An 18,361-nucleotide genomic window follows, 5' to 3' on the forward strand; every position below is an offset into this window, starting at 1 on the left:
AGCATTTTCAGCTTTTCCTGGTGAAACGCGAGCCAAGCCCCGGCAAACACGGCTATGGCGCCCAGAGAGCCGATTCCTTGTGTAAAGACTTCGGTCAGCGCGGACGGAAAGACCTCGAACCAAAGGCGCAGCAGCATGTAAAAAGAAGCCTTGATGACCAGTCCCGACAGCAGAGCGCTGACCGGAGCCAAAGCACTCCCGTGCGCAGGCGGCAACCAGAAATGGAGCGGAAAAAGGGCAGTCTTCAGCATCAGTCCCACGGTAATCAGGCTCGCCGCCAATGTGTTTGCGGGTTCCGGGCGGAACAATCCCGCCATCCGCTCCAGTGACAAGGTGCCGTAGGCGCCGTACAGCAGGGCTACGCCCATGAGATACGCCAGAGAGCCCGCCAGCGCCGCGAGAAGATAGCGGAGCCCGGCAGCGAGCGAGTCTCGGTCGCCCGCGAGCACGACCAGACCGACGGCGCTTAGACTCAACAGTTCGAGGGTTACGTACAAATTGAAGAGATCGGCCGAGAGAAAAACGGCGTTGAGCGCCCCCCACAAAAGCCACCAAAGCGGCCAGAACCGGATGCCGCGGTTTTCGTCGCCGGCAAAATAACCCAGAGCATAGAGGCTGATGAAACTTCCTACGGTCGCCGTCATGCCCAACATCGCGAGGCTCAGCCCGTCTGCTCGCAGATCGATCCCGAGAGGTGCTCCCCAGCCTCCGATCGGATAGTGCTGGAGACCCGCATTTTCGAATTCGAGAATGAGCCGTATCAGCGAGAACCAAATGCCGGTCATCGTTGCCGCCAGCAGGCTTCTGTGGCCGCGCGGTCCGAACAGGAAGGAAAGAGCTCCGGCCATCAGAGGAAGCAAAATCAGCAAGGGTATCCATGGCGCGGCGAACGAGATGCCGCTCATGGCTCGGGCCGAGGATCGTTCGGCAGGCGAGTTTCTCCGGTCAAGTCGTAAAGACGCCGGACCAGCGCCAGCCCAAAAGCGGTAGCGCTGACCGCGACGACGATTCCGGTGAGTACCAGGGCTTCCGAAACCCGGTCCGGCGGCGTTCCGGCGACTCGCTGCGGCAACCCCACGAGGACCAGGAACACGCCGCTGCCCATGATGTTGAATGCGATCAGTCTCCGTACCAGATGAGCATGGATGATGAAGCCGTAAAGGCCGATGGCGAACAGAACCACGCCGGCCATGGCATAGATCAGCCCGCCGCCGATCATGACTGTCCCGCTCTTTCGCCCTCCGCCGAGTGTGCCGGTCGGGACGGTGACATGCATCGAATGCGGGGAGGTGCCGCGCCGATGAAAGCGGTTGCGAGAATCGCCGCGATCGACACGGTCAGCGCCGATTCCACCACCAGGATAGCCATCGCAGCTTCCGCCGTTCGGTATTCCAGCAGCCTCGAACCCTCGAACAGCGGCAGAGCGGCAACCGCAAGAAATACCCCGAGGCCCACAACGAGGCTTACACGCAACCATGCATTCGGCGACTCGAAGCTTGGAATCGTGCCGGTCAGGCGCAGCAGAACGCCGCCCCCCGCGAGCACAGCCCCCGCTTGGAATGCTCCACCCGGCCGGTGCGCGCCCGCCCATAACAGATATCCCGCAGCGAGAACGATGAGCGGAACTATCAAGCGACTCAGAGCCGCGAGCACGGGGCTCGAATCGGGCGCGGCGTCGGGTATGGAGGCGGGGCCTGGAGGCCGGAATGCCAGGATTCCCAGCACGGCCAACAACAGCACGGCAATCTCCAGAAGAGTGTCGTAGCCGCGATAATTCAGCAGCACGGCCGTTACCGGGTGTCGGACGCCGCTTTCCTCCAGATGCGCTTCGACGAGTTCCGCCAAGCCGAAGTCCGGGCGGGAAAGCGCGACTATCGCGGCGCTAAGGCCGATGCCCAAGATCCAAGCGAGCGCGGCGGCGATCTGTCGGATCGGTCCGTACACCGCGCTCATGATGGGTTCCTTCCCGCACGCCGGCGTCCGCGTTTACCGGTGATGTGCGCCACGGCGTCGAGCATCAGGGCTCCGGTTAGCCCGGTCCCGATGGCGGTTTCGGCCATGGCGATGTCCGCAGCGTGCAACCTTACCCAGGCCAGCGTCATCAGAAGGCCGAAGGCGATGAACAGCACCACCGCATTGAACAGATCAGGGGTTGTCACGGTCCGCCAGGCAATCCAAATCAGGATTGCAGCCAACGAAAAATCCAGTATTTCGCCGAGCATCACTGTGGTTCCTGCCAAGTGGAGACTCTGGTCCGGTGTTCGGACCGCAGGGTATGGCGGGCGAGCAGATGACAGGTCGTGGCGCTGGCCGGCAGCGCGAGCAGCCAGATCAGCAAGAGTTTCAGTATCACCGCCCAGGATTCGGTCTGCAGCATCAGACCGAAAATGACCAGGCCTAACCCTAAATTATCGGCTTTGGTGAGGGCATGAATTCGGGTGTACGTATCGGGAAAGCGCAATAGACCGACGGTTCCGGCAAAAAAGAATGAAACGCCAAGAAACAGCGAGAAGGCAGAAAGCCATTGAAGCGCAATCTCGTTCACGACTCGTCATCCCCGTCGCTGCGATCGGAAAACCGCCTTACGAACGCCACTGTCGCAAGCACCGCGAGCAGCACGAAAGTCAAGGCGACATCACGGAGCGCCGGCAAGTTTTGCGCCTCCGCCAACAACAGCAAGACCGCTACGCCGGTCGTGCCGAACAACTGTGCCGCCAGCATTCGATCGGCCGAGGCAGGACCGCGCACGATCCGGAGCAATCCGGCGGCGATGTTGAGGAGCAGAAAGAAAGCGAGCGCCAGGTTCAGTTCAGGCATGGGGCGTATCCCCGGCTTGATTCAAGGAGAGGCCGAACAGAGCCGCAACCCGTTCTTCCACCGTTCGCAGGGATTCGAGAATGGGCAGCCCCTTGTCTAGGACATGAACCTGCAGCCGCTGCTCGTCCAGTTCGGCGACCAGGGTGCCCGGCAGCAAATTGACGGTGTTGATGAGAAGTACGCAGGCCGCCTCGTCTGTCAGCCGCAGGGAAAAATCCACGAATGCCGGCGCCAGAGGCATTTTCGGATGCAAGGCGCGCCGCGCGACATCGATGCCGCCGAGCAGCGAGTGCCAGAGAAAGAAACCGAGAAAACGGGGCAGACCGTACAGGGGCCTGTATCCGGACGGATTGATGAGGAAGCTTGAAACAAGCGCGATGAGAATGACCGGCACGCCGAAGGCCCAGGCCGACGACCCCTCCGTCAAGGCCCACCAGCATAACGCCAGGAACAGAATGCGCTTGAGTCCTGATTTGACGAAAAAATCGAACATGACCTCGACTTTCCATGTCAACCGAGGCCCCATCATATCAGATCGACCGGAGCGCTCCATCCTCTTTTGAGAACACGCAGAAGCCCACCTATGGGGCTGGCGTAGGGTGCATTACACTGAGGCTAGAGCATTTTCATACCTACTGTACGGGCACTCGCGAGTAGGTCGGGAATCCTTCCCAATCGCAAACGGCGTCTTCGGGAAGGGCGTGGCCGGCGCTCCCGGCCAGGCCGTTTGCGATTGGAGCGCCGAAGCCCCCCTTCCCGACGCCACGTCCCGCCGAGCGTCTTCGTCGGCAAAGGATTGCCGACCTACGAAAGCTTGAGTCGATCTACCCGAGCCGAAGGCGCCAACGACTCCAGCAGGCCTGTTTTGCCGTACGAGCGAGATGAAAACGCTCTAATATGCCGAAAGGGATGTCCCCATGCGGCGAAATGCGCGAGTACGCTATTCCGCCTTATGCAGGCTGATGTTCGGGAATAGCAAGCAGCAATTCCGACGCGCCAAACTGCTGAGCAAGAACATCTTAAAACGGTTTAACTTGTGAGGATGGAACAGCGTCGACCGCAATGCTTCTTGAGAAATGTCAGGCACGTAACGCAGTAATGAACTCATCGGGTGATACGCCGGCTTGTTTGAGAATGCCAGTCAATGTGCCCGCCTTCAGCTCCCGGTGGTTTGGTACAACACACCCGGATGATCCACGGCGAAGAACAACGTGACTGCCACGCTGCCGTACAACGATAAACCCAAGCCATTCCAATGTCCGTACTGCCTCTGCGCCCGAGACGACGGGCAATTTAGGCATGTTCGGCTACGTGAAAAGTTGTCAGTAGTGGACGCCCCATGATGGACAACGGGAATTCTTCGAGGTAAAGCTCGGTCGCCTCACGTAAATTAGCCAAGGCTTCCTCGACAGTCTCGCCTTGCGTAGTTGTCCCTGTTTCAGGATTGAAGGCGACATAGCCACCTTCGGGTGCCGGAGTTAAGACAGCGGAAAGTTCCATGACGATTCCTTCTCTTAAAAGGTGAGGTAAATTTTATAACCGCTCAACGATTTGCTTAACGTGTGGAGGAAAGCGCGCACTGTTTTTCGGAGATAGATCGATTCTATTCTTATGCCACTAACCCAATGTGTATTCATTGAATCTTTGCGCTCTTCTCTAAGGTTGTGACACGCGCACAGAAGTTGAATGTTCTCGGCTTTCAACGATGTTCCGACTTTCGAAAACGGAACAATATGATTAAAATGCAGTTCATTGGTACCGCCACAGGCTGGGTTGAGGAACGAAACTCAGCTCTATGACACCTGGATTAGCTGGGTTTTCGCTATCGCTGCAGTTCAGCCTACGGTCCTCATCCGGAAAGAAAATGTCCTCCCGCTGATCGCCCCGTGCCGTGATGTGGTAAGGAGTGCCGGCATATTTAAATCTCAAGGGGGCTTGCTACACCGAAAGTGTCGACGATGATGTTGGAATGTTAGAACTGACCCCATTTGCCTGTGCCTGGGTGCGGGAGGCGTGGATGGCGGCCTAGGGATCAATCCGTCCATCGTCCCGAAAAACCGGGGCAATGGACGAAGAAAGCCCCGCCCGAGGGCCGCCATCTCGCGAAAAAAGCCCCCTTTAAGCGGAAAATCTCGGCTCGACTCTCGAAATCGCTGGAAGAGCGCACTTGTTCAGAGCTTCCTTACTGTAATCAGTCATCATCGAAATCTTTAGGCTTCCACCCTGCAAGATATTTGTCTGCTAATTCAAACAAATCCCCAATTTCGTCTGGCGGAGTAGCTTTCAACTGTTCGATACGAGCACGTAAAATATCTTCACCCCCGTACAGTTCGACCAAAATATCCCAAGCGAGTTGGGGTTTCCGACGAACAGCGCGACTTCCCATTGACTGACTCCGCGTTTCACTTCTCGCGCTCTTCAGTAATGCGTATGTAACTGCCGGAGTGTCCGGGACTACTAACTCCGGTTCTTCAGATTTCGCTTCCTGTTTAGCGCGCCAAAACGTCCAAAGTAGACCAGTCTCATCTGCAAGTTGCTGAGGAGTTGTCGCGCGTACTTCAGCCCGCCATTCAGCCTCAAGAGTTTTTGCAGCCGCCTCAGAAACCAGCTTATGGCCAGCATTTTCACGGTATCCAACAATACAAATGAGCTTCTCTTTTGAAGACAGAGACTGTATTTGAGGCAGTATCTCTTTAACCGCCATCTCGACGGAATCGGGTTCCTTGAGTGCACGCACAAGACGATACACAACTCTTCCAACGACCATCCTTGTGTCTAGATCAAACATTCCCCGCTGACGATCGGGAAGCAAGGGAAGAAGATTTAGTAACACTATCGTTGCGGGGACAACATGCTCTGCACCGAATTCATCCTCGTATGCTTCAAGTGATGAAATAACGTCCTGTAGCCTCTCTATCGGGAGTGACTGCAGATAGCTCTCAAAAGCTGTCTTGTCAGTGATTCTTGCCCAAGCATTTTCAGCATCTGAGAAGGCTTGTAATTGTTCGCCCACGACACGTTCCAAATAGTAACGGAGTACATCTTCATGGGCCACACGTCTTTCTCGAAGCCAACGATTCTTCCAGTCACCGCCGTAGTGTGAGCCGCCCAAATGTCTAGCGCCGCCGGGAAACAATCGACTAATCAGACTGCGAACACACTCCGCACGTTCACCACCGGCACTTACCAGGTTTTCAATCTGTTCCTTTAAATGTGGCGGTTCATCTCGGTAGCCATAGCCATTTGTCGTAGCCGTTAGCCCCTCTACCGAAGTATGCAAACTATGAAACACATCAGGAAGAAATACGCGAATTGCTTCTAACGCCAACGCATCAACAAGAGCTACCTGTCCATCCAAATCTCGAACGGTGCCATGAATGGCAGCCGCGTATCGACGAACATCTCTCATGTTTCTTATGAGAGGTTGAATGACTTCCATAAATACATCAGGCCAAACTTCTGAATCAAAGTGTCCTGGGTTTTCTATGTCTTCGAGCGCAGAATCAATCGCCTTGAATATTTGAGAGTTTAATACATGGCTGGGCACAGCAGGTAGGTCGATCCCGATTTGGAGGATTTTCTCGAGGTAGTCTCTCCCCGGAATACCTTGTTCTCCCAAAGCTTGTTCAACACGATAGCGGTCGAAAGCCAAGAGATAAATAATGTTTGGGAAGTTCGCTGTTAATCGAACGAGCTTGAATACGTCTCGTATTTCTGGAGTGGATAGACGATCAATATCATCCAAAACAACAACAATTGGCTTGTCTACTTTCTTTAGGGCTTCGCGCAGTTTATTTTGACTCGCCCTAACGCCCTCTTTTTTGCGTTGGAGAATCTTAGCAAGAATGTCAGTTACTACTCGTCCCCGCTCAATCCACGGCCCTATGACTGGTAACCAGCCAAGACCTGAGAAAGTATCGCCATAGTCCTCGACGAGCTCGCCGATTTCAGCCAAGCCAGGGCGAAGTTTCAGCTGAGCAGCAAGTTCTATGAAGAAAAACTGAACGAGTTGATCTGCACCACTAAACATCCATGGGTTAAATTCAAGTACCGTGACACCTGATTCCTTGAGGAAAGCTTGAGATAGGTTCACGAAAGAAGTCTTTCCAGCCCCCCACGGTCCTAAGACACCAACCACCACGCCTTCGCCAGGATCGAGTGCTAATACCTGCTTTGCAAATGAAGAGGCAGGCTTAATACGCCCAAGAGCATCTTCCTCTAATTTAGTTATAGGGTTGTCTGCACTAATGCGAACCACTTTCTGGTTAACTTGGGACGCAGGTGTCTCTGTTTCTTCTTGGTTCACTGTGTCAACTTGCTTCCTTGAAAATATGCTGCGTATCCAGTTCATGGTTTCTTTAGTTGCCTAACGAGGGTGTAGAAAAACCCGATTTTTGATCATTTTTGGGTCTGTAAGTCGTTGATTGTTCATTGACTGAATTGTCGAGTTAAGCGTTTTCCTACACCCTCAACGTTTGAGCTGAGGGGCCGACGCCGGCAAGGCACTTGGCCCGCGAGCCGGTGTGGTCCATCATCCGCTTCGCGGGCCAAGTGCCTTGCCGGTGGAGGTCCACTCGAGCGAAGGGTTAGGCGTCGGCGAGCGCGCGTTGCGCAAGCATGCGTTTACGTGCAGAAGCATTCGCCTGTGCGCCGGACGCCCAGGACTCGAAATGGCCGTTTCCGGGTGACGGGTGAGCCGCGTAGACCCAGAGTGCACCGCCAGCGCGAAAGGCGACTTCGTTGACTGATGAGAAGTTGGCGTACATCCCGGAGAAGATGGCTTTCGTCTTCTTGATGTACGCGTCGGCTGTTCCTAGCAGAACCACGCGCCTCACGCTGGGCGGCAGAGTCTTGAGATGAGTAGCCGCACAGCGTTCGATGATTCTCACCGTGTCAGCATTGGTGAATGCTGAGGGAATCACGTCGCCGCTCGTCTTGCACTCGCCACCCTTCATCTTGCAGAAGCTGCACCTTACCAACGACGCGACGCCAAACTCTCGTTCGCGGGCAGTCATGAGGTCATCGATGGATCTGTCGCGCGGCATCAGCCCAAGCACTGCCAAGACAGTCTCCAGACGGTGACGCGCTCCCGCGAACGCGACTTTGTCGAAGTTTCCGGCTTCTGCGGCGCGGTTCTGAGTAGCTCCTTTGGAGAAGCCGAGCACAAGAGTGCTTGGCGTTGAGCTCCCGTAGTAGCCGGGGTTGTTGTGCAAGCGCCAGTCGCCGAGAGACAGGGTGGCTTCGGTGCTACTGAAACAGAGACGGCATTGCTTGGGGCCGTGAGCGTATGCGGTTGACAAGGGTGGTTTCTGTGTAGATGAACGGCGGCGCGCGCTTTCCGATGCCTAACGCCGCAAATCACCGGCAAATTGGAGCAATGGATATTTTGTGCTATTAAAAGCACAAAATATCCATTGCGGAAATTTGTCCGAGTGAATTTGCCTTGTTAGGCATTTTTCTTAAACCCCTGTGTATCTGATTTTGGCCAGCTTTCAGGAAAATTAACCCAATCATGTTTCGATCTATTCCATGCTGCCGCAACTGGCTCTGGGAACTTCGGATCTTCAAAACACCCAACAGCCACACCAACTGCGTTTGGCATGAACTCAGCTTCCCAATGAACGGTAGAACCGCAATTAGGGCAAAACGAACGGTAGAGTTTTCTCCCATCATCGCTCGTATCAACGAACAACTTTGGGTCGCCTTGTTTTGATACTATTTGGTCGTTACCAAAGTACGCCCCAACTCCAAATACCGAGCCCGTTCGTTTTTGACAGTTTAAACAACTGCACGTAATCACCATCTTTGGATCACCTGCAAGCTCTATTTGTACTTTCCCACACGAACATTTTGCTTTTCTGTTCATTATTGTCTCTTACATATAATTTCTTGACGGAACGAGTAATGCCTAACTTAAATTCGACCTCAAAACTAAAATCGAATCCGGAATTCGCCCATATGCAACGTCTTTGTTTATGTCAACTTTGACGTCTAAAACAACGGCGCTAGCCTTGATCACGTGCCCTGTGCACTGGTTGCCGGCATTCCAATCGCAAACGGTCGTCCTGGGAGCGCCAGGACGACCCTTCATTGCGGACATGACGATGTAGCTAGGCATTATCGGCTGAAAGCGTCTCTCCATCACGCATTATCCGGTACGAAAAAGAACGGGCTGCCTTCGTGGCCGGCGTGCTGGAGCGGGGCGTACTGGGGCATTTGCTCGAAACCGGCTTTGGAGGCCGAGGCTTTGACTTGGCCGGCCACGGCTCGGAAGACGTCGTAGTCTTCCAGGATTCCCTTGTTGCCGCGCAATACGCTGAGAAAGGCGTTGGCGAATACCGAATGGCCGCCGCCGCCCAGGTCGAGCACGGGTTTTACGCCGCCGGAGGTCAGTACCGTCCGCGCCTTGCGGGTGGCCATGATCTTCAGCCACTTGGCGCGCTTGCTTTCGTCCATGGCGTCCGGGAGTTTGGCGATGGCCGAACCGGTCATGGCGCCGGAATAGCAGGAGTCGGCGACGACCAGAACGTGGCGGGCGGGCATGATGCTGAGGAATTCGGTAATGCTTTGGCTGGAAATCCAGTTGGCCGGATTGCCGACTTCGGCGTCGGTGGGCAGCCAGTAGGCGAGGTTCGTGTTGGGGTCGATTTCGCCGTGTCCCGCGTAGTAGATCAACAGGTTGTCTTCCGATGTCAGCTTTTTGTGGATTTCGTTCAGCGCCGTCATGATTTGATGGCGGTTGGCGTTGAGGAGGAGCTTGGTGTTGAAGCCGTAGCGTTCGCGCAGGATGACGTCCAGGCTCTTCGCGTCGTTGGCCGGGGTTTGCAGGGCAGGATAGGCGCTGTAGCTGTTGTTGCCGATGATGAGCGCGTAGAACTTGCCGAAATGGATATCGGTCGGCCGCCCCGCGCGTTTGCTTTCAACCGGCGCCGTGGCCGTCGTCTCTGAAGGCTGCGCGGATTGCCCGATGAGGGTGACGTCCAGGCTGGTGACCTTGTTTTTCTTGTCGGTCGCGGTGATCTTGACCGAACCCGTGGATTCGCCGGGATTGATCGGGTACCGGAAGATACCGGAGGTATCGAGTGTCAGAGGCTTGTCGTTGACGATCAATGAAAGCAGTTCCGCCGAAGACTCGATTTTCCCGACGATCTCCCTGGCTTCCGGCCCCACCTGAATCACCCGCGCGCCGCGGGTCATGGTGACGGGCGGGTCGATGATCTCCACCTGCGGGCCCGCCTGGGCGAGCATTTCCGGAGCAGGCTGTTCCTGAACCTTGAACGCCAGTTGTTCCACCTTTTCCTTGAGCAGGGCGATCTCTCTGGCCTGGTTCTGAAGCTCGGATTTTCGGCGGTCGATCTGCGCACGCGAGACGTCCCCGTTCGGCTTGTCCTTCTGAGTCAGCCATGCGGTCAGTTCGGACGACCTCTTTTGATAGTCCTCCATTTTTGCTTGGAGCGCGGTTTCGGCTTCGTCCAGTTGTTTGCGCGCGGAATTGACGGTTTGGCCGTTCGTTCCGGTTCCTGCCGGGGAACCGGCCTTCGCCGGGGCCGTTTGGGTCCGGACCGCCGCCAGTTCCTGCTTGAGCTTTTGGCGCTCCCGGCCGAATGCGGCCGCCATCTGGCTGACTTTGGCTTGCTGCGTTTTGAGCAGGGCGGTTTTCTGCCGGAGTTCTTCCTCGAGTTCGCGTATCTTCGGATCGTCGCCGGTCGATGAGGCCGCCTTTTGCTTCGCGAGCTTCTCCCGAAGGTTGTCGATCTCATCCTGCGATTTGCGCAGAGCATCTTGCTGTTCCTGTAGCTGCTGCCGGGTCGAGTTGAGTTCGCTGCGGAGTTCCTCGGCTTCGAGACGGCTGCGCTCGGCGGCCTGGCGCAGGGTTTCGATTTCCTGCCGCTGTGCATCGGAAGCCGCGACCGCCGGCGTGAAATTCAAATCGCTGCCTTCGAGCCCGGATGCTTTTTGATACCAGCGGCTCGCGGCAGCGCTGTCTTTAGTGACGCCCAAGCCTTTTTCGTAGAGATGTCCGAGGTTGATCTGCGCCTGGGCATTGCCTTTTTCGGCCGCCTTCCGATACCACTCGGCCGCTTTCCGATAGTCGGGCTCCTGCCCGAGGCCTTTTTCGTAGATCTGCCCGACGTAGAGCTGGGCCGTGGCGTCGCCTTCCTGGGCTTTGGGCAGCCAGACCTTCAGGGCGGATGAATAATTCGCGCGGTCGTAAGCGACATATTCGCCGCCGCGCACCTCGCAGTCGGCGGCCGTGGTTCGGATCGGACGGCGGGCACTGAGATAGGTCATTTGCGACCCGAGTTTTCGCACCTGGCCGGGAAGGAGGCAGTCGACCACGAACAGTTTGTCCGCATCCTCGATATAACCTTCGACGGCGCGCGCCGCTTCCTCCTGACTGACCGGCTGAGAGGCGCAGCCGATCAGAAGGGTGGTGGATAAGGCAAGGGCTAAGGATGTCTTACGCAGCGGCTTCATGGTTGCAGTTTCTCCGGAGATCGGGGCGGGATGGCTTAGAGCGTTTTCCATCCCGGTGTACGGATTCGTGCAAGGAGGGGAGAACGTAGGTCGGCAATCCCTTGCCGACAAAGCCCTTCGCCGAGCCGATACGTCGGCAAGGGATTGCCGACCTACATATCCGAATCCCTTACACCGATTCGGAAAACGCTCTAAAAATGTAGCATTCATTGTGCATGGGCGCTTGCGGAGTTTGATCCGAGATCGGCCGTCTTTTGCAGAATGCCTTTCCAGACTTCTTGCCAGCAACAGTGGTGATCGAAGTTGGGAAGCACGAAAACCTGGGCCTGGGGGCGCCGTTTGGCGATCGGTTCGAAGACGGAGGGCGGGACGATTCGGTCGGTCTCGCCGAGATAATGGTATTCGATGACGCCCTTAGCATTGATTTCGGCCGGGTTCAGCGAGCCTGCAAGAGAGCTGTATCCGTGATGGGCGGTCCAGGCCTCGATGTCGAGATTTCCGGCTAAGGTCACGACTGCGGAGGTTTCCGGGAAACGCGGTGCCAGCAGAACGGCCAGCGCGCCGCCGCCGCTGTGTCCGAACAGAACCAGCCGCTCGAAGCGGTTTTTCGAAAGGAAGCTCCGCAAGGCGTGCGCCAGGCTGTCGACCACCTCGGGGCCGTACCTCCGATGTGTCCACAGCGCCGGCGAACAGCCGAGATCGGCCGAATGCCCGTAATAACAAGGACGCCCGAGATAAAGAGCCGGGCCTTCGTCCAAGGCCATCAGCCTCAACATGACCGGATCGCGGGGAGTAGGGTCGTCCGAGATCGTCCTGCGCGATAGCCAGGGCGTTCCGTCGCCTTCGAGATAGAGATGCAAGCTGTTGCCGGCGCCTGTCGCACCAGGCTTGAAAAATGCCGCGAGCCTGAAGCCGTTTCCCTCCAGATTGAGCGGCCGGTATCCGAAGCGCGCCGCAGCGTGTTCAATCCGCCGAGCGGGCGATGCGCAGCCGGCAATTAGCAGGACCGAAAACAACGCGGCGGCGACGAACCTATTTGGCGGGCGCTTCATCGGTCGGTTCGGGAGATCCCAAGTCGAGCCGGTCGCTGGTTACGCGCAGTTTGATGATGCTTGTGGTATTCGGAGGGATCGCAGCGGAGGCTCGCCATTGGGCCGAATCGAGATCGCGGTAAGCCGCGAACACCCCGACGGCCTTTGCGTCGGGTTTTGCTTCGAAAGAAAGCTCGCGCTTCTCTCCGGGACGCAGAATGAATTCCTCCTTGCCCGCGATATCTGCGCCGAGGACGCTTTTTTCATTCTGATAAAGCTGGAAGAAGTCGGCGCCGTTGAAGGCGGCCAGCTCCTTAAGCTGATACACGCGAAGCAACAAAGGCGACGGACGGCCCTCGCCGTCGAGATTGATATCGGGCAGCGCCTCGATCCTCAACTGTACGACGGTGGGCGGTGGTGGAGTCGGTTTGGGCTCATCCGCCGCACATCCCGCGAGGAGAAGAAAGGTTACAAGGATCGGGAGAACTGTGGTTACACGCATTGGGAAGACTCTGGCTGACTCATAAACGAAGGAAATTTTGGCGTAACACTCTAAATCAGAAGCGTTGTCGGATGGGCACAAATCCGCCGGGAGCAAAACTGAACAGGCGAAGCCTAGAGCATTTTCATACCTAAGTGTACGGGCACTCACGCGTAGGTCGGGAATCCCTTCCCAACGGTGCAGTTGGGCCAACGGGTTCGTCGGCAAAGGATTGCCGACCTACGAATGCTTGAATCCATTCACCCGAGCCGAAGGCGCCAACGACTTCCGCCAAGCCTGTTTTGCCGTACGAGCGAGATGAACAGGCTCTAGCCGAAGGGCGAGCCCCACGGACGGGCGAGTAAAGCATAGCGAGCCCATGGAAGTTGGTGAGCGGTGGGCGCGGCCCAAGGGCCTTTGCCCGTGCAGCGCGGTCTTCTTCCCTCTTTAAGTGATACACCGGCTTTGAGCTTAGCTCTCGATGCCGTGGTCGGCAAGCGGCTGGTATCGTATCCGAACCGCGTTTTGCCTGTCCGGCGTTCGCGTGTAAGCTATCGGCGACTCGATGGAACGAATACAAACGGTTCAGGGAAGGCAGGATGGGCTGAGACCCTGGATCGCTTCGGACATGGCCGGTTTTTCCGGGGGCCTCAGTTTTCCGTCGTTACGATTGTCTATGCTTAATGCCTGACAATCAGGGGCTCAACCGAAGCACGCATCATGGCACTCATCCTCAAAGTTCTCAGCTACAAGGGCGCTCCCGTTCCGGAGGAACCATCCTGCACCTTCGACCAGGAAGGCGGTTCGGTAGGTCGCTCGCCCGACAACCGCTTCGTTTTGCCGGATCCCGACAAGTTCATTTCCCGCAGGCACGGCTCGATCGAGTATCGGAACGGCGTTTACTGTTTCACCGACTTGAGCACGGCGGGCACCTATGTTGTCAATAAAGACCTTCTCCTTCAGCACGACACCGCGCCGCTGTCGAATGGGGACGTACTGAAGATCGGCGAATATGAAATCGCGGTCGTCGAAGTGTCGCTTCCGCCAGCAGAGCCCGAGGAAGCGCCGTTCGGCTTCGATCCGTTCGAAGCTTCGCACGAGGCGCCCGCCGCGCCCGTACCGGAATCTGCAGCTTGGCCCGAGCCGCCGACGTGGGACTCGCCGTTCGATCTTCCTCCGCCGGAACCGGAGAGATCCCAGCCGTCGGGACCGAGTTTCATCGATCAGCCCGACGCATCGCCTTTTCATGACAGTTTTATTCCGCCCGATATCGCTGACAAACCGGAAGAAGCGGCACTGCCCGATTTCGATTTGACAGACCTGTTGCGTGACCTGGATGCGAGTGAAAGTGGATCGGGGCATCCCACACCCGCTCCGGAAAGTTGGGAACCGCCGGACGATTTCTTTAAAGGGCTCGATTTGAACGAACTCGGCCCCGGCGCAACCGAATCCGCCGACTCGCATGACTCGATGCCCGAAATCGGACGGCTCGGCGGATTCGAGGAGATGCCGGGTTCTGCGAGAACCGAGAGCGCCGCTCACGGCGGACAAGCGGCGGGATTGCCGCCCGATGCGCCGATACCGCCTCGTGCCAGCGTTCCGCCAGTGGATGACGCACCGGTAGATCTAAGCGGTGCGGCCACATCGCCGGCCGCTCCGGAACCTGTTTCGGCCGTGCTGCCGGACGGTTCCTCCTCGGTTTCGAAGAGTGCGGCAGACCGCGAGTTGTTCGCGTCTTTTTTGGCCGGCGCCGGAATCGCGCCCGCCACCGGATGGGTGAAGGACGAGGACATGGCGGCGGTCATGAATACGTTGGGTGTTCTGCTCCGCAGCTTCGTCGAGGGCATGATGACCGTCATGCGGGCACGTGCGGAATTGAAAAGCCAATTTCGCGTTTCTGTTACCACCATGCGTCCGGTTGACAATAACCCGCTAAAATTTACCCCGAACGTGGACGACGCGCTCAAGATCATGCTGGCGCGCAACCATCCGGGATTCTCTGATCCCGTCGAGGCGGTGCGGGGGGGATTCGCCGACCTCATGAATCATCAGATGGCCATGACGGCGGGGATTCAGGCGTCGCTGGCGGCGGCCTTGAGGCGGTTCGATCCCCAAGGGTTCGAAAAGCTTTACGAGGATGCCATCGTCTTTCAGAAGAAGGCGAAATGCTGGGATGCCTACGGAAAAGCGTATCCGGAACTGGTCAACGAGATTCTGGAGAACTTTTTCGGAGAGGAGTTCGGGGAAGTTTACGAGCGGCAGATGCGCATACTGCAATCGGCCCGTTCGCGATAAGAAAATACAACAGGAACCGATATGTCCGAATACAGCAGAGTGGTGTGGTCGGAGGGAATGTTTCTTCGTCCGCAGCATTTTCAGCAACACGACCGTTATCTGGAGGCGTTGGTCGACGGCCGGTGCCGCGGTCTGCGACCGTTCGATTGGGGGTTCGGCACGCTGAAGCTCGATCCGCGGCAACTAGCTGTCGGCAAACTGGCGCTGGTTGAAGTGCGGGGCGTTTTTCCCGACGGCACTCCGTTTAATCTGCCGGATGACAACGAGCTTCCCTTGCCCCTGGACGCGCCCGACGACGTCAAAGACAACGTCGTGTATCTGTCGCTTCCCGTTCGGCGCCCGGACTCGGCCGAGATCGACAGCGAAGCGTTCGAGGACAGTTTGGCTCGGTATCGTCTCGGCGAGCGCGAGGTGCGGGACCACAATAGCGGCGCCGACGGACGGTTTCCGGTGCAAATCGGCAAAATGCGCACCCGCTTGATGCTCGAACGGCAGGAGCGCTCCGGCTACGTCTGTCTGGGGGTAGCCCGCATCATCGAAGTTCGCGCCGACAAAACGGTGGTCCTGGACGAGCGATATATCGCGCCGGGCCTCAATTGTTTCGGAACGGGGCTGCTCGGCGGATTCCTCCGGGAACTGCACGGTTTGCTGCATACCCGCGGCGAAGCCCTCGCCGGCCGCGTGGCCGAGGCCGGGAAAGGCGGCGTGGCGGAAATCGCCGATTTCATGCTGCTTCAGATTATCAACCGTTACGAGCCCTTGCTGGAGCATCTGGCCAACACCGCGGCGCTGCATCCCGAGGATTTTTACCGCCTGGCGGTGCAGATGGCCGGCGAATTGGCGACCTTCTATCGTCCGTCCAAGCGGCCGATCGGCTTTCCGGTATACCAGCACGACGATCTGCAGAAATGTTTCACGCCTGTGATGGAGGAGTTGCGGCAGCTCCTCAGCATGGTGTTGGAGCAAAACGCCATTCAAATCCCGCTCAGCAAGCCGAAGTTCGGGGTATACGGCGCGAAACGGCCGGACCTCAAACTTCTGGAGAATGCCGTTTTCGTTCTCGCCGCCAATGCGCAGGTACCGCCGGAATTTCTGCGCAACCACTTCCCTCCCCAGGTCAAGATCGGGCCGGTGGAGGAAATCCAGCAACTGGTGCGGTCGGCGCTTCCGGGAATTTCCGTACATCCCTTGCCGGTGGCTCCCCGTCAGATTCCCTATCACGCCGGCTTCTCCTATTTCGAACTCGACAAGCAAAGCGAGCTGTGGAGAAAAATGTCGGTTTCCGGGGGATTCGCGATCCATATCGGCGGCAATTTTCCGGGGCTCGAACTGGAATTGTGGGCGATCAAGAAAACCTGACGCCAATGCACGCCGCCCGTGAACTGAATCCGACATCCCATCCTGCCGAGTGCATTTTTTGTTGCCATATGGCGGGTTAAATGTTCGAAAACTCGACTAAGGTGCCGCTAAGCGCGGCGATGGTTTCAGAGCGGGGAGCCGCCCCGCACGCGGGGTACGCTGCGAAGTCCGTCCGTGGACCTCGCCTTTCGGGCCAGCGTACCGCTGTCCCAATTCGCTCCCGGCGAATTGGTCTTTGCGTGGCTAAAAGAAAGGAACCAAAGACAAATCGGCCGGGAGCCGATTTGGGCGCCAAGGGCGCGCGAAGCGCGAGCGCCAGGGACGGTGCGAGCCCAAAGGCCACCCGGCGAGCACCCTTATCCTGCGCGTTTCGCCCGGCACCGGGGGCGACCGAAGGCACTTCCGGGTGCCTCGGTCGCCGCACGCGATCCATCGCGTGCTCCTTTGGACAATTCCGGTGCCGGGCTCCAATGCTCGGGGACGCTCGAACGGGACCAAGAAGACGTGTAGCACCCGCTACCGCGGGCACTACACCAAAGCAGAAAACGCCTTAGCCGTCCAGGAAAAGCCAAAGTGAATTCAGACGATCCCTTCGCACCCTTCGACGACGAAGACAAAACCGTAATACGGCCGACGCCCGGCGGGCGTCGCCGTGCCACGCCCGCTGCGGCGGCACCGCCACCCGAACCGCCTCCGATCCGGGTGCCCGACGTGCAACTGGATGCGCGCCGGCAAGCGGTATACGGCGAAAATCCGGTGGTGACGGCGGCGTTGTCGCTGCTCTCCCTGGTTTCCCGGCTGCGCAGCACGGCGGTCCATCAAGCGGTGGCCGAGCTTCAGCAGCAATTGGTCAGCGAGCTGCGCGGTTTCGAAAACCGGGTGCTGCAGCAAGGGGTCACGCAGGAGCATGCGCGCATCGCCAGCTACGCGCTCTGTACCTTGCTGGACGAGACAGTTCTGAACACTCCTTGGGGCGCGCAAAGCAACTGGGGGCACCAAAGCCTTTTGGTGATCTTCCACAAGGAAGCCTGGGGCGGCGAAAAGTTCTTCCTGTTTCTCGAGCATTTGGCGCGCCAGCCGGCCCAAAATCTGAACCTGATCGAGTTGTTCTGGCTGTGTTTGAATCTCGGCCTCGAAGGCAAGTACCGCATCGTGCAGAACGGCGCAAGCCAATTGGAGCGCGTGCGCAGCGAGCTGTATCAGCTGATTCAGCGCCTTCGAGGAGATTTCGAGCGGGATTTGTCGATTCGTTGGCAGGGGCTCAAGGACGTACGCAACCCGATCGTCCGCTACGTGCCGATCTGGGTGATCGCGGCGGGTGCCGCGGCGTTGCTCGTTCTGGTCTATTTGGGCTTCGCCTTTGCCGTCAATTCCGCGTCGGACCCCGTCGCCCGCGATCTGTTCGCTTTGGCGAAAGACGAGGTGAACCTTCCGGTTCAAAAGGTCGCGACGCCGGCACCCGTACCGGCACCGAAACCGGTCTCGAAGACGGAAAGATTCAAACCCATACTGGCTTGGGAGATTTCCCGGAATATGGTGGAAGTGGTGGACGACCGGATCTTGCGGGTTCGAAATTCGTTCGACTCGGGCAGCGATCGCGTGAAGCCGGAATTCGTTCCGATGTTGGCCAAGATCGCCAAGGAACTGGAGGCCGGCGGCGACGGCGCCCTGGTCACCGGCCATACGGACAACAAGCCCATCTTTTCCGCCCGCTTTCCGTCCAACTTCGAATTGTCGACCTCCCGCGCCAAGCACGTCGCGGAACTTCTGGAGACCTCCGCCGCCTTGCAGGGCAGGATTCGCTTCGAAGGGCGGGCCGATTACGAACCGCTGGTTCCGAATGACTCGGCCGAGCACCGGGCCATCAATCGGCGCGTGGACATCCTGATCCAGTGAGGCA

The 18,361-nt window shown here is 57.7% G+C and carries 18 protein-coding genes; 3 read left to right on the forward strand and 15 right to left on the reverse strand.

From position 1 onward, the window contains the following. The 15 genes from B2A78_RS15865 to tssJ all read right to left on the reverse strand — a co-directional run. A partial coding sequence (locus B2A78_RS15865; RefSeq protein WP_205780802.1) for a proton-conducting transporter membrane subunit occupies window positions 1–905 on the reverse strand: 905 nt, incomplete at its 3' end. Next, entirely contained in the window at window positions 902–1,219 is a 318-nt protein-coding gene (locus tag B2A78_RS15870) for an NADH-quinone oxidoreductase subunit K (protein ID WP_077730989.1), read from the reverse strand. The genes B2A78_RS15865 and B2A78_RS15870, both read right to left, overlap by 4 nt. Further along, window positions 1,216–1,953: an MnhB domain-containing protein gene (locus B2A78_RS15875; protein WP_077730990.1), complete on the reverse strand. Its 738-nt coding sequence runs from the start codon at window positions 1,951–1,953 to the stop codon at window positions 1,216–1,218. The genes B2A78_RS15870 and B2A78_RS15875 overlap by 4 nt, the downstream gene beginning before the upstream one ends. Then, entirely contained in the window at window positions 1,950–2,222 is a 273-nt protein-coding gene (locus B2A78_RS15880; protein WP_077730991.1) for a DUF4040 domain-containing protein, read from the reverse strand. Before B2A78_RS15880 ends, B2A78_RS15875 begins: the two co-directional genes overlap by 4 nt. Then, complete coding sequence (gene mnhG, locus B2A78_RS15885; RefSeq protein WP_205780803.1) at window positions 2,222–2,545, reverse strand: monovalent cation/H(+) antiporter subunit G; 324 nt, start codon at window positions 2,543–2,545, stop codon at window positions 2,222–2,224. Before mnhG ends, B2A78_RS15880 begins: the two co-directional genes overlap by 1 nt. Then, a complete protein-coding gene (locus tag B2A78_RS15890; RefSeq protein ID WP_077730992.1) occupies window positions 2,542–2,817 on the reverse strand; it encodes a monovalent cation/H+ antiporter complex subunit F in 276 nt (91 codons plus the stop codon). The genes mnhG and B2A78_RS15890 overlap by 4 nt, the downstream gene beginning before the upstream one ends. Then, complete coding sequence (locus B2A78_RS15895; protein ID WP_168175451.1) at window positions 2,810–3,310, reverse strand: Na+/H+ antiporter subunit E; 501 nt, start codon at window positions 3,308–3,310, stop codon at window positions 2,810–2,812. The genes B2A78_RS15890 and B2A78_RS15895 overlap by 8 nt, the downstream gene beginning before the upstream one ends. 586 nt (window positions 3,311–3,896) lie before the next feature. Beyond that, window positions 3,897–4,118: a type II toxin-antitoxin system HicA family toxin gene (locus B2A78_RS15900; RefSeq protein WP_077730994.1), complete on the reverse strand. Its 222-nt coding sequence runs from the start codon at window positions 4,116–4,118 to the stop codon at window positions 3,897–3,899. Continuing rightward, window positions 4,111–4,317, reverse strand: coding sequence for a HicB family protein (locus B2A78_RS15905; RefSeq protein WP_077730995.1), 207 nt, complete (start codon window positions 4,315–4,317; stop codon window positions 4,111–4,113). Before B2A78_RS15905 ends, B2A78_RS15900 begins: the two co-directional genes overlap by 8 nt. A 691-nt stretch (window positions 4,318–5,008) precedes the next feature. Beyond that, window positions 5,009–7,168, reverse strand: coding sequence for a P-loop NTPase fold protein (locus tag B2A78_RS15915; protein ID WP_077730997.1), 2,160 nt, complete (start codon window positions 7,166–7,168; stop codon window positions 5,009–5,011). Between the two features lie 235 nt (window positions 7,169–7,403). Continuing rightward, complete coding sequence (locus B2A78_RS15920) at window positions 7,404–8,030, reverse strand: hypothetical protein (RefSeq protein ID WP_143735193.1); 627 nt, start codon at window positions 8,028–8,030, stop codon at window positions 7,404–7,406. Window positions 8,031–8,263: 233 nt separating this feature from the next. Then, a complete protein-coding gene (locus B2A78_RS15925; protein WP_077730999.1) occupies window positions 8,264–8,683 on the reverse strand; it encodes a GFA family protein in 420 nt (139 codons plus the stop codon). A gap of 275 nt (window positions 8,684–8,958) precedes the next feature. Next, entirely contained in the window at window positions 8,959–11,295 is a 2,337-nt protein-coding gene (locus B2A78_RS15935) for a caspase family protein (RefSeq protein ID WP_143735194.1), read from the reverse strand. Between the two features lie 206 nt (window positions 11,296–11,501). Next, the gene (locus tag B2A78_RS15940; RefSeq protein ID WP_077731002.1) at window positions 11,502–12,347 is read right to left on the reverse strand and encodes a hypothetical protein; all 846 of its coding nucleotides are present in this window, start codon (window positions 12,345–12,347) and stop codon (window positions 11,502–11,504) included. Then, entirely contained in the window at window positions 12,328–12,828 is a 501-nt protein-coding gene (tssJ, locus tag B2A78_RS15945; RefSeq protein WP_077731003.1) for a type VI secretion system lipoprotein TssJ, read from the reverse strand. The genes B2A78_RS15940 and tssJ overlap by 20 nt, the downstream gene beginning before the upstream one ends. A 699-nt stretch (window positions 12,829–13,527) precedes the next feature. Between tssJ and tagH the strand changes: the two genes are divergently transcribed. The 3 genes from tagH (at window position 13,528) to icmH (ending at window position 18,357) form a co-directional block, all read left to right on the forward strand. Further along, a complete protein-coding gene (gene tagH / locus B2A78_RS15950) occupies window positions 13,528–15,102 on the forward strand; it encodes a type VI secretion system-associated FHA domain protein TagH (protein WP_077731004.1) in 1,575 nt (524 codons plus the stop codon). A gap of 21 nt (window positions 15,103–15,123) precedes the next feature. Next, a complete protein-coding gene (tssK, locus tag B2A78_RS15955) occupies window positions 15,124–16,461 on the forward strand; it encodes a type VI secretion system baseplate subunit TssK (RefSeq protein ID WP_077731005.1) in 1,338 nt (445 codons plus the stop codon). A 573-nt stretch (window positions 16,462–17,034) separates the two neighbouring features. Beyond that, the gene (icmH, locus tag B2A78_RS15960) at window positions 17,035–18,357 is read left to right on the forward strand and encodes a type IVB secretion system protein IcmH/DotU (RefSeq protein WP_077731006.1); all 1,323 of its coding nucleotides are present in this window, start codon (window positions 17,035–17,037) and stop codon (window positions 18,355–18,357) included. The last annotated feature ends 4 nt before the right edge of the window (window positions 18,358–18,361 follow it).

The sequence above is a fragment of the Methylocaldum sp. 14B genome, assembly GCF_002005105.1.
Taxonomy (GTDB): Bacteria; Pseudomonadota; Gammaproteobacteria; order Methylococcales; family Methylococcaceae; genus Methylocaldum.

Coding starts and splice junctions, on each gene's coding strand:
- B2A78_RS15940 (WP_077731002.1), bottom strand. CDS start 12,347: ATGAAGCGCCCGCCAAATAGGTTCGTCGCCGCCGCGTTGTTTTCGGTC.
- B2A78_RS15900 (WP_077730994.1), bottom strand. CDS start 4,118: ATGCCTAAATTGCCCGTCGTCTCGGGCGCAGAGGCAGTACGGACATTG.
- B2A78_RS15890 (WP_077730992.1), bottom strand. CDS start 2,817: ATGCCTGAACTGAACCTGGCGCTCGCTTTCTTTCTGCTCCTCAACATC.
- B2A78_RS15915 (WP_077730997.1), bottom strand. CDS start 7,168: ATGAACTGGATACGCAGCATATTTTCAAGGAAGCAAGTTGACACAGTG.
- B2A78_RS15870 (WP_077730989.1), bottom strand. CDS start 1,219: ATGATCGGCGGCGGGCTGATCTATGCCATGGCCGGCGTGGTTCTGTTC.
- B2A78_RS15935 (WP_143735194.1), bottom strand. CDS start 11,295: ATGAAGCCGCTGCGTAAGACATCCTTAGCCCTTGCCTTATCCACCACC.
- B2A78_RS15905 (WP_077730995.1), bottom strand. CDS start 4,317: ATGGAACTTTCCGCTGTCTTAACTCCGGCACCCGAAGGTGGCTATGTC.
- B2A78_RS15875 (WP_077730990.1), bottom strand. CDS start 1,953: ATGAGCGCGGTGTACGGACCGATCCGACAGATCGCCGCCGCGCTCGCT.
- B2A78_RS15925 (WP_077730999.1), bottom strand. CDS start 8,683: ATGAACAGAAAAGCAAAATGTTCGTGTGGGAAAGTACAAATAGAGCTT.
- B2A78_RS15895 (WP_168175451.1), bottom strand. CDS start 3,310: ATGTTCGATTTTTTCGTCAAATCAGGACTCAAGCGCATTCTGTTCCTG.
- tagH (WP_077731004.1), top strand. CDS start 13,528: ATGGCACTCATCCTCAAAGTTCTCAGCTACAAGGGCGCTCCCGTTCCG.
- tssK (WP_077731005.1), top strand. CDS start 15,124: ATGTCCGAATACAGCAGAGTGGTGTGGTCGGAGGGAATGTTTCTTCGT.
- tssJ (WP_077731003.1), bottom strand. CDS start 12,828: ATGCGTGTAACCACAGTTCTCCCGATCCTTGTAACCTTTCTTCTCCTC.
- B2A78_RS15880 (WP_077730991.1), bottom strand. CDS start 2,222: ATGCTCGGCGAAATACTGGATTTTTCGTTGGCTGCAATCCTGATTTGG.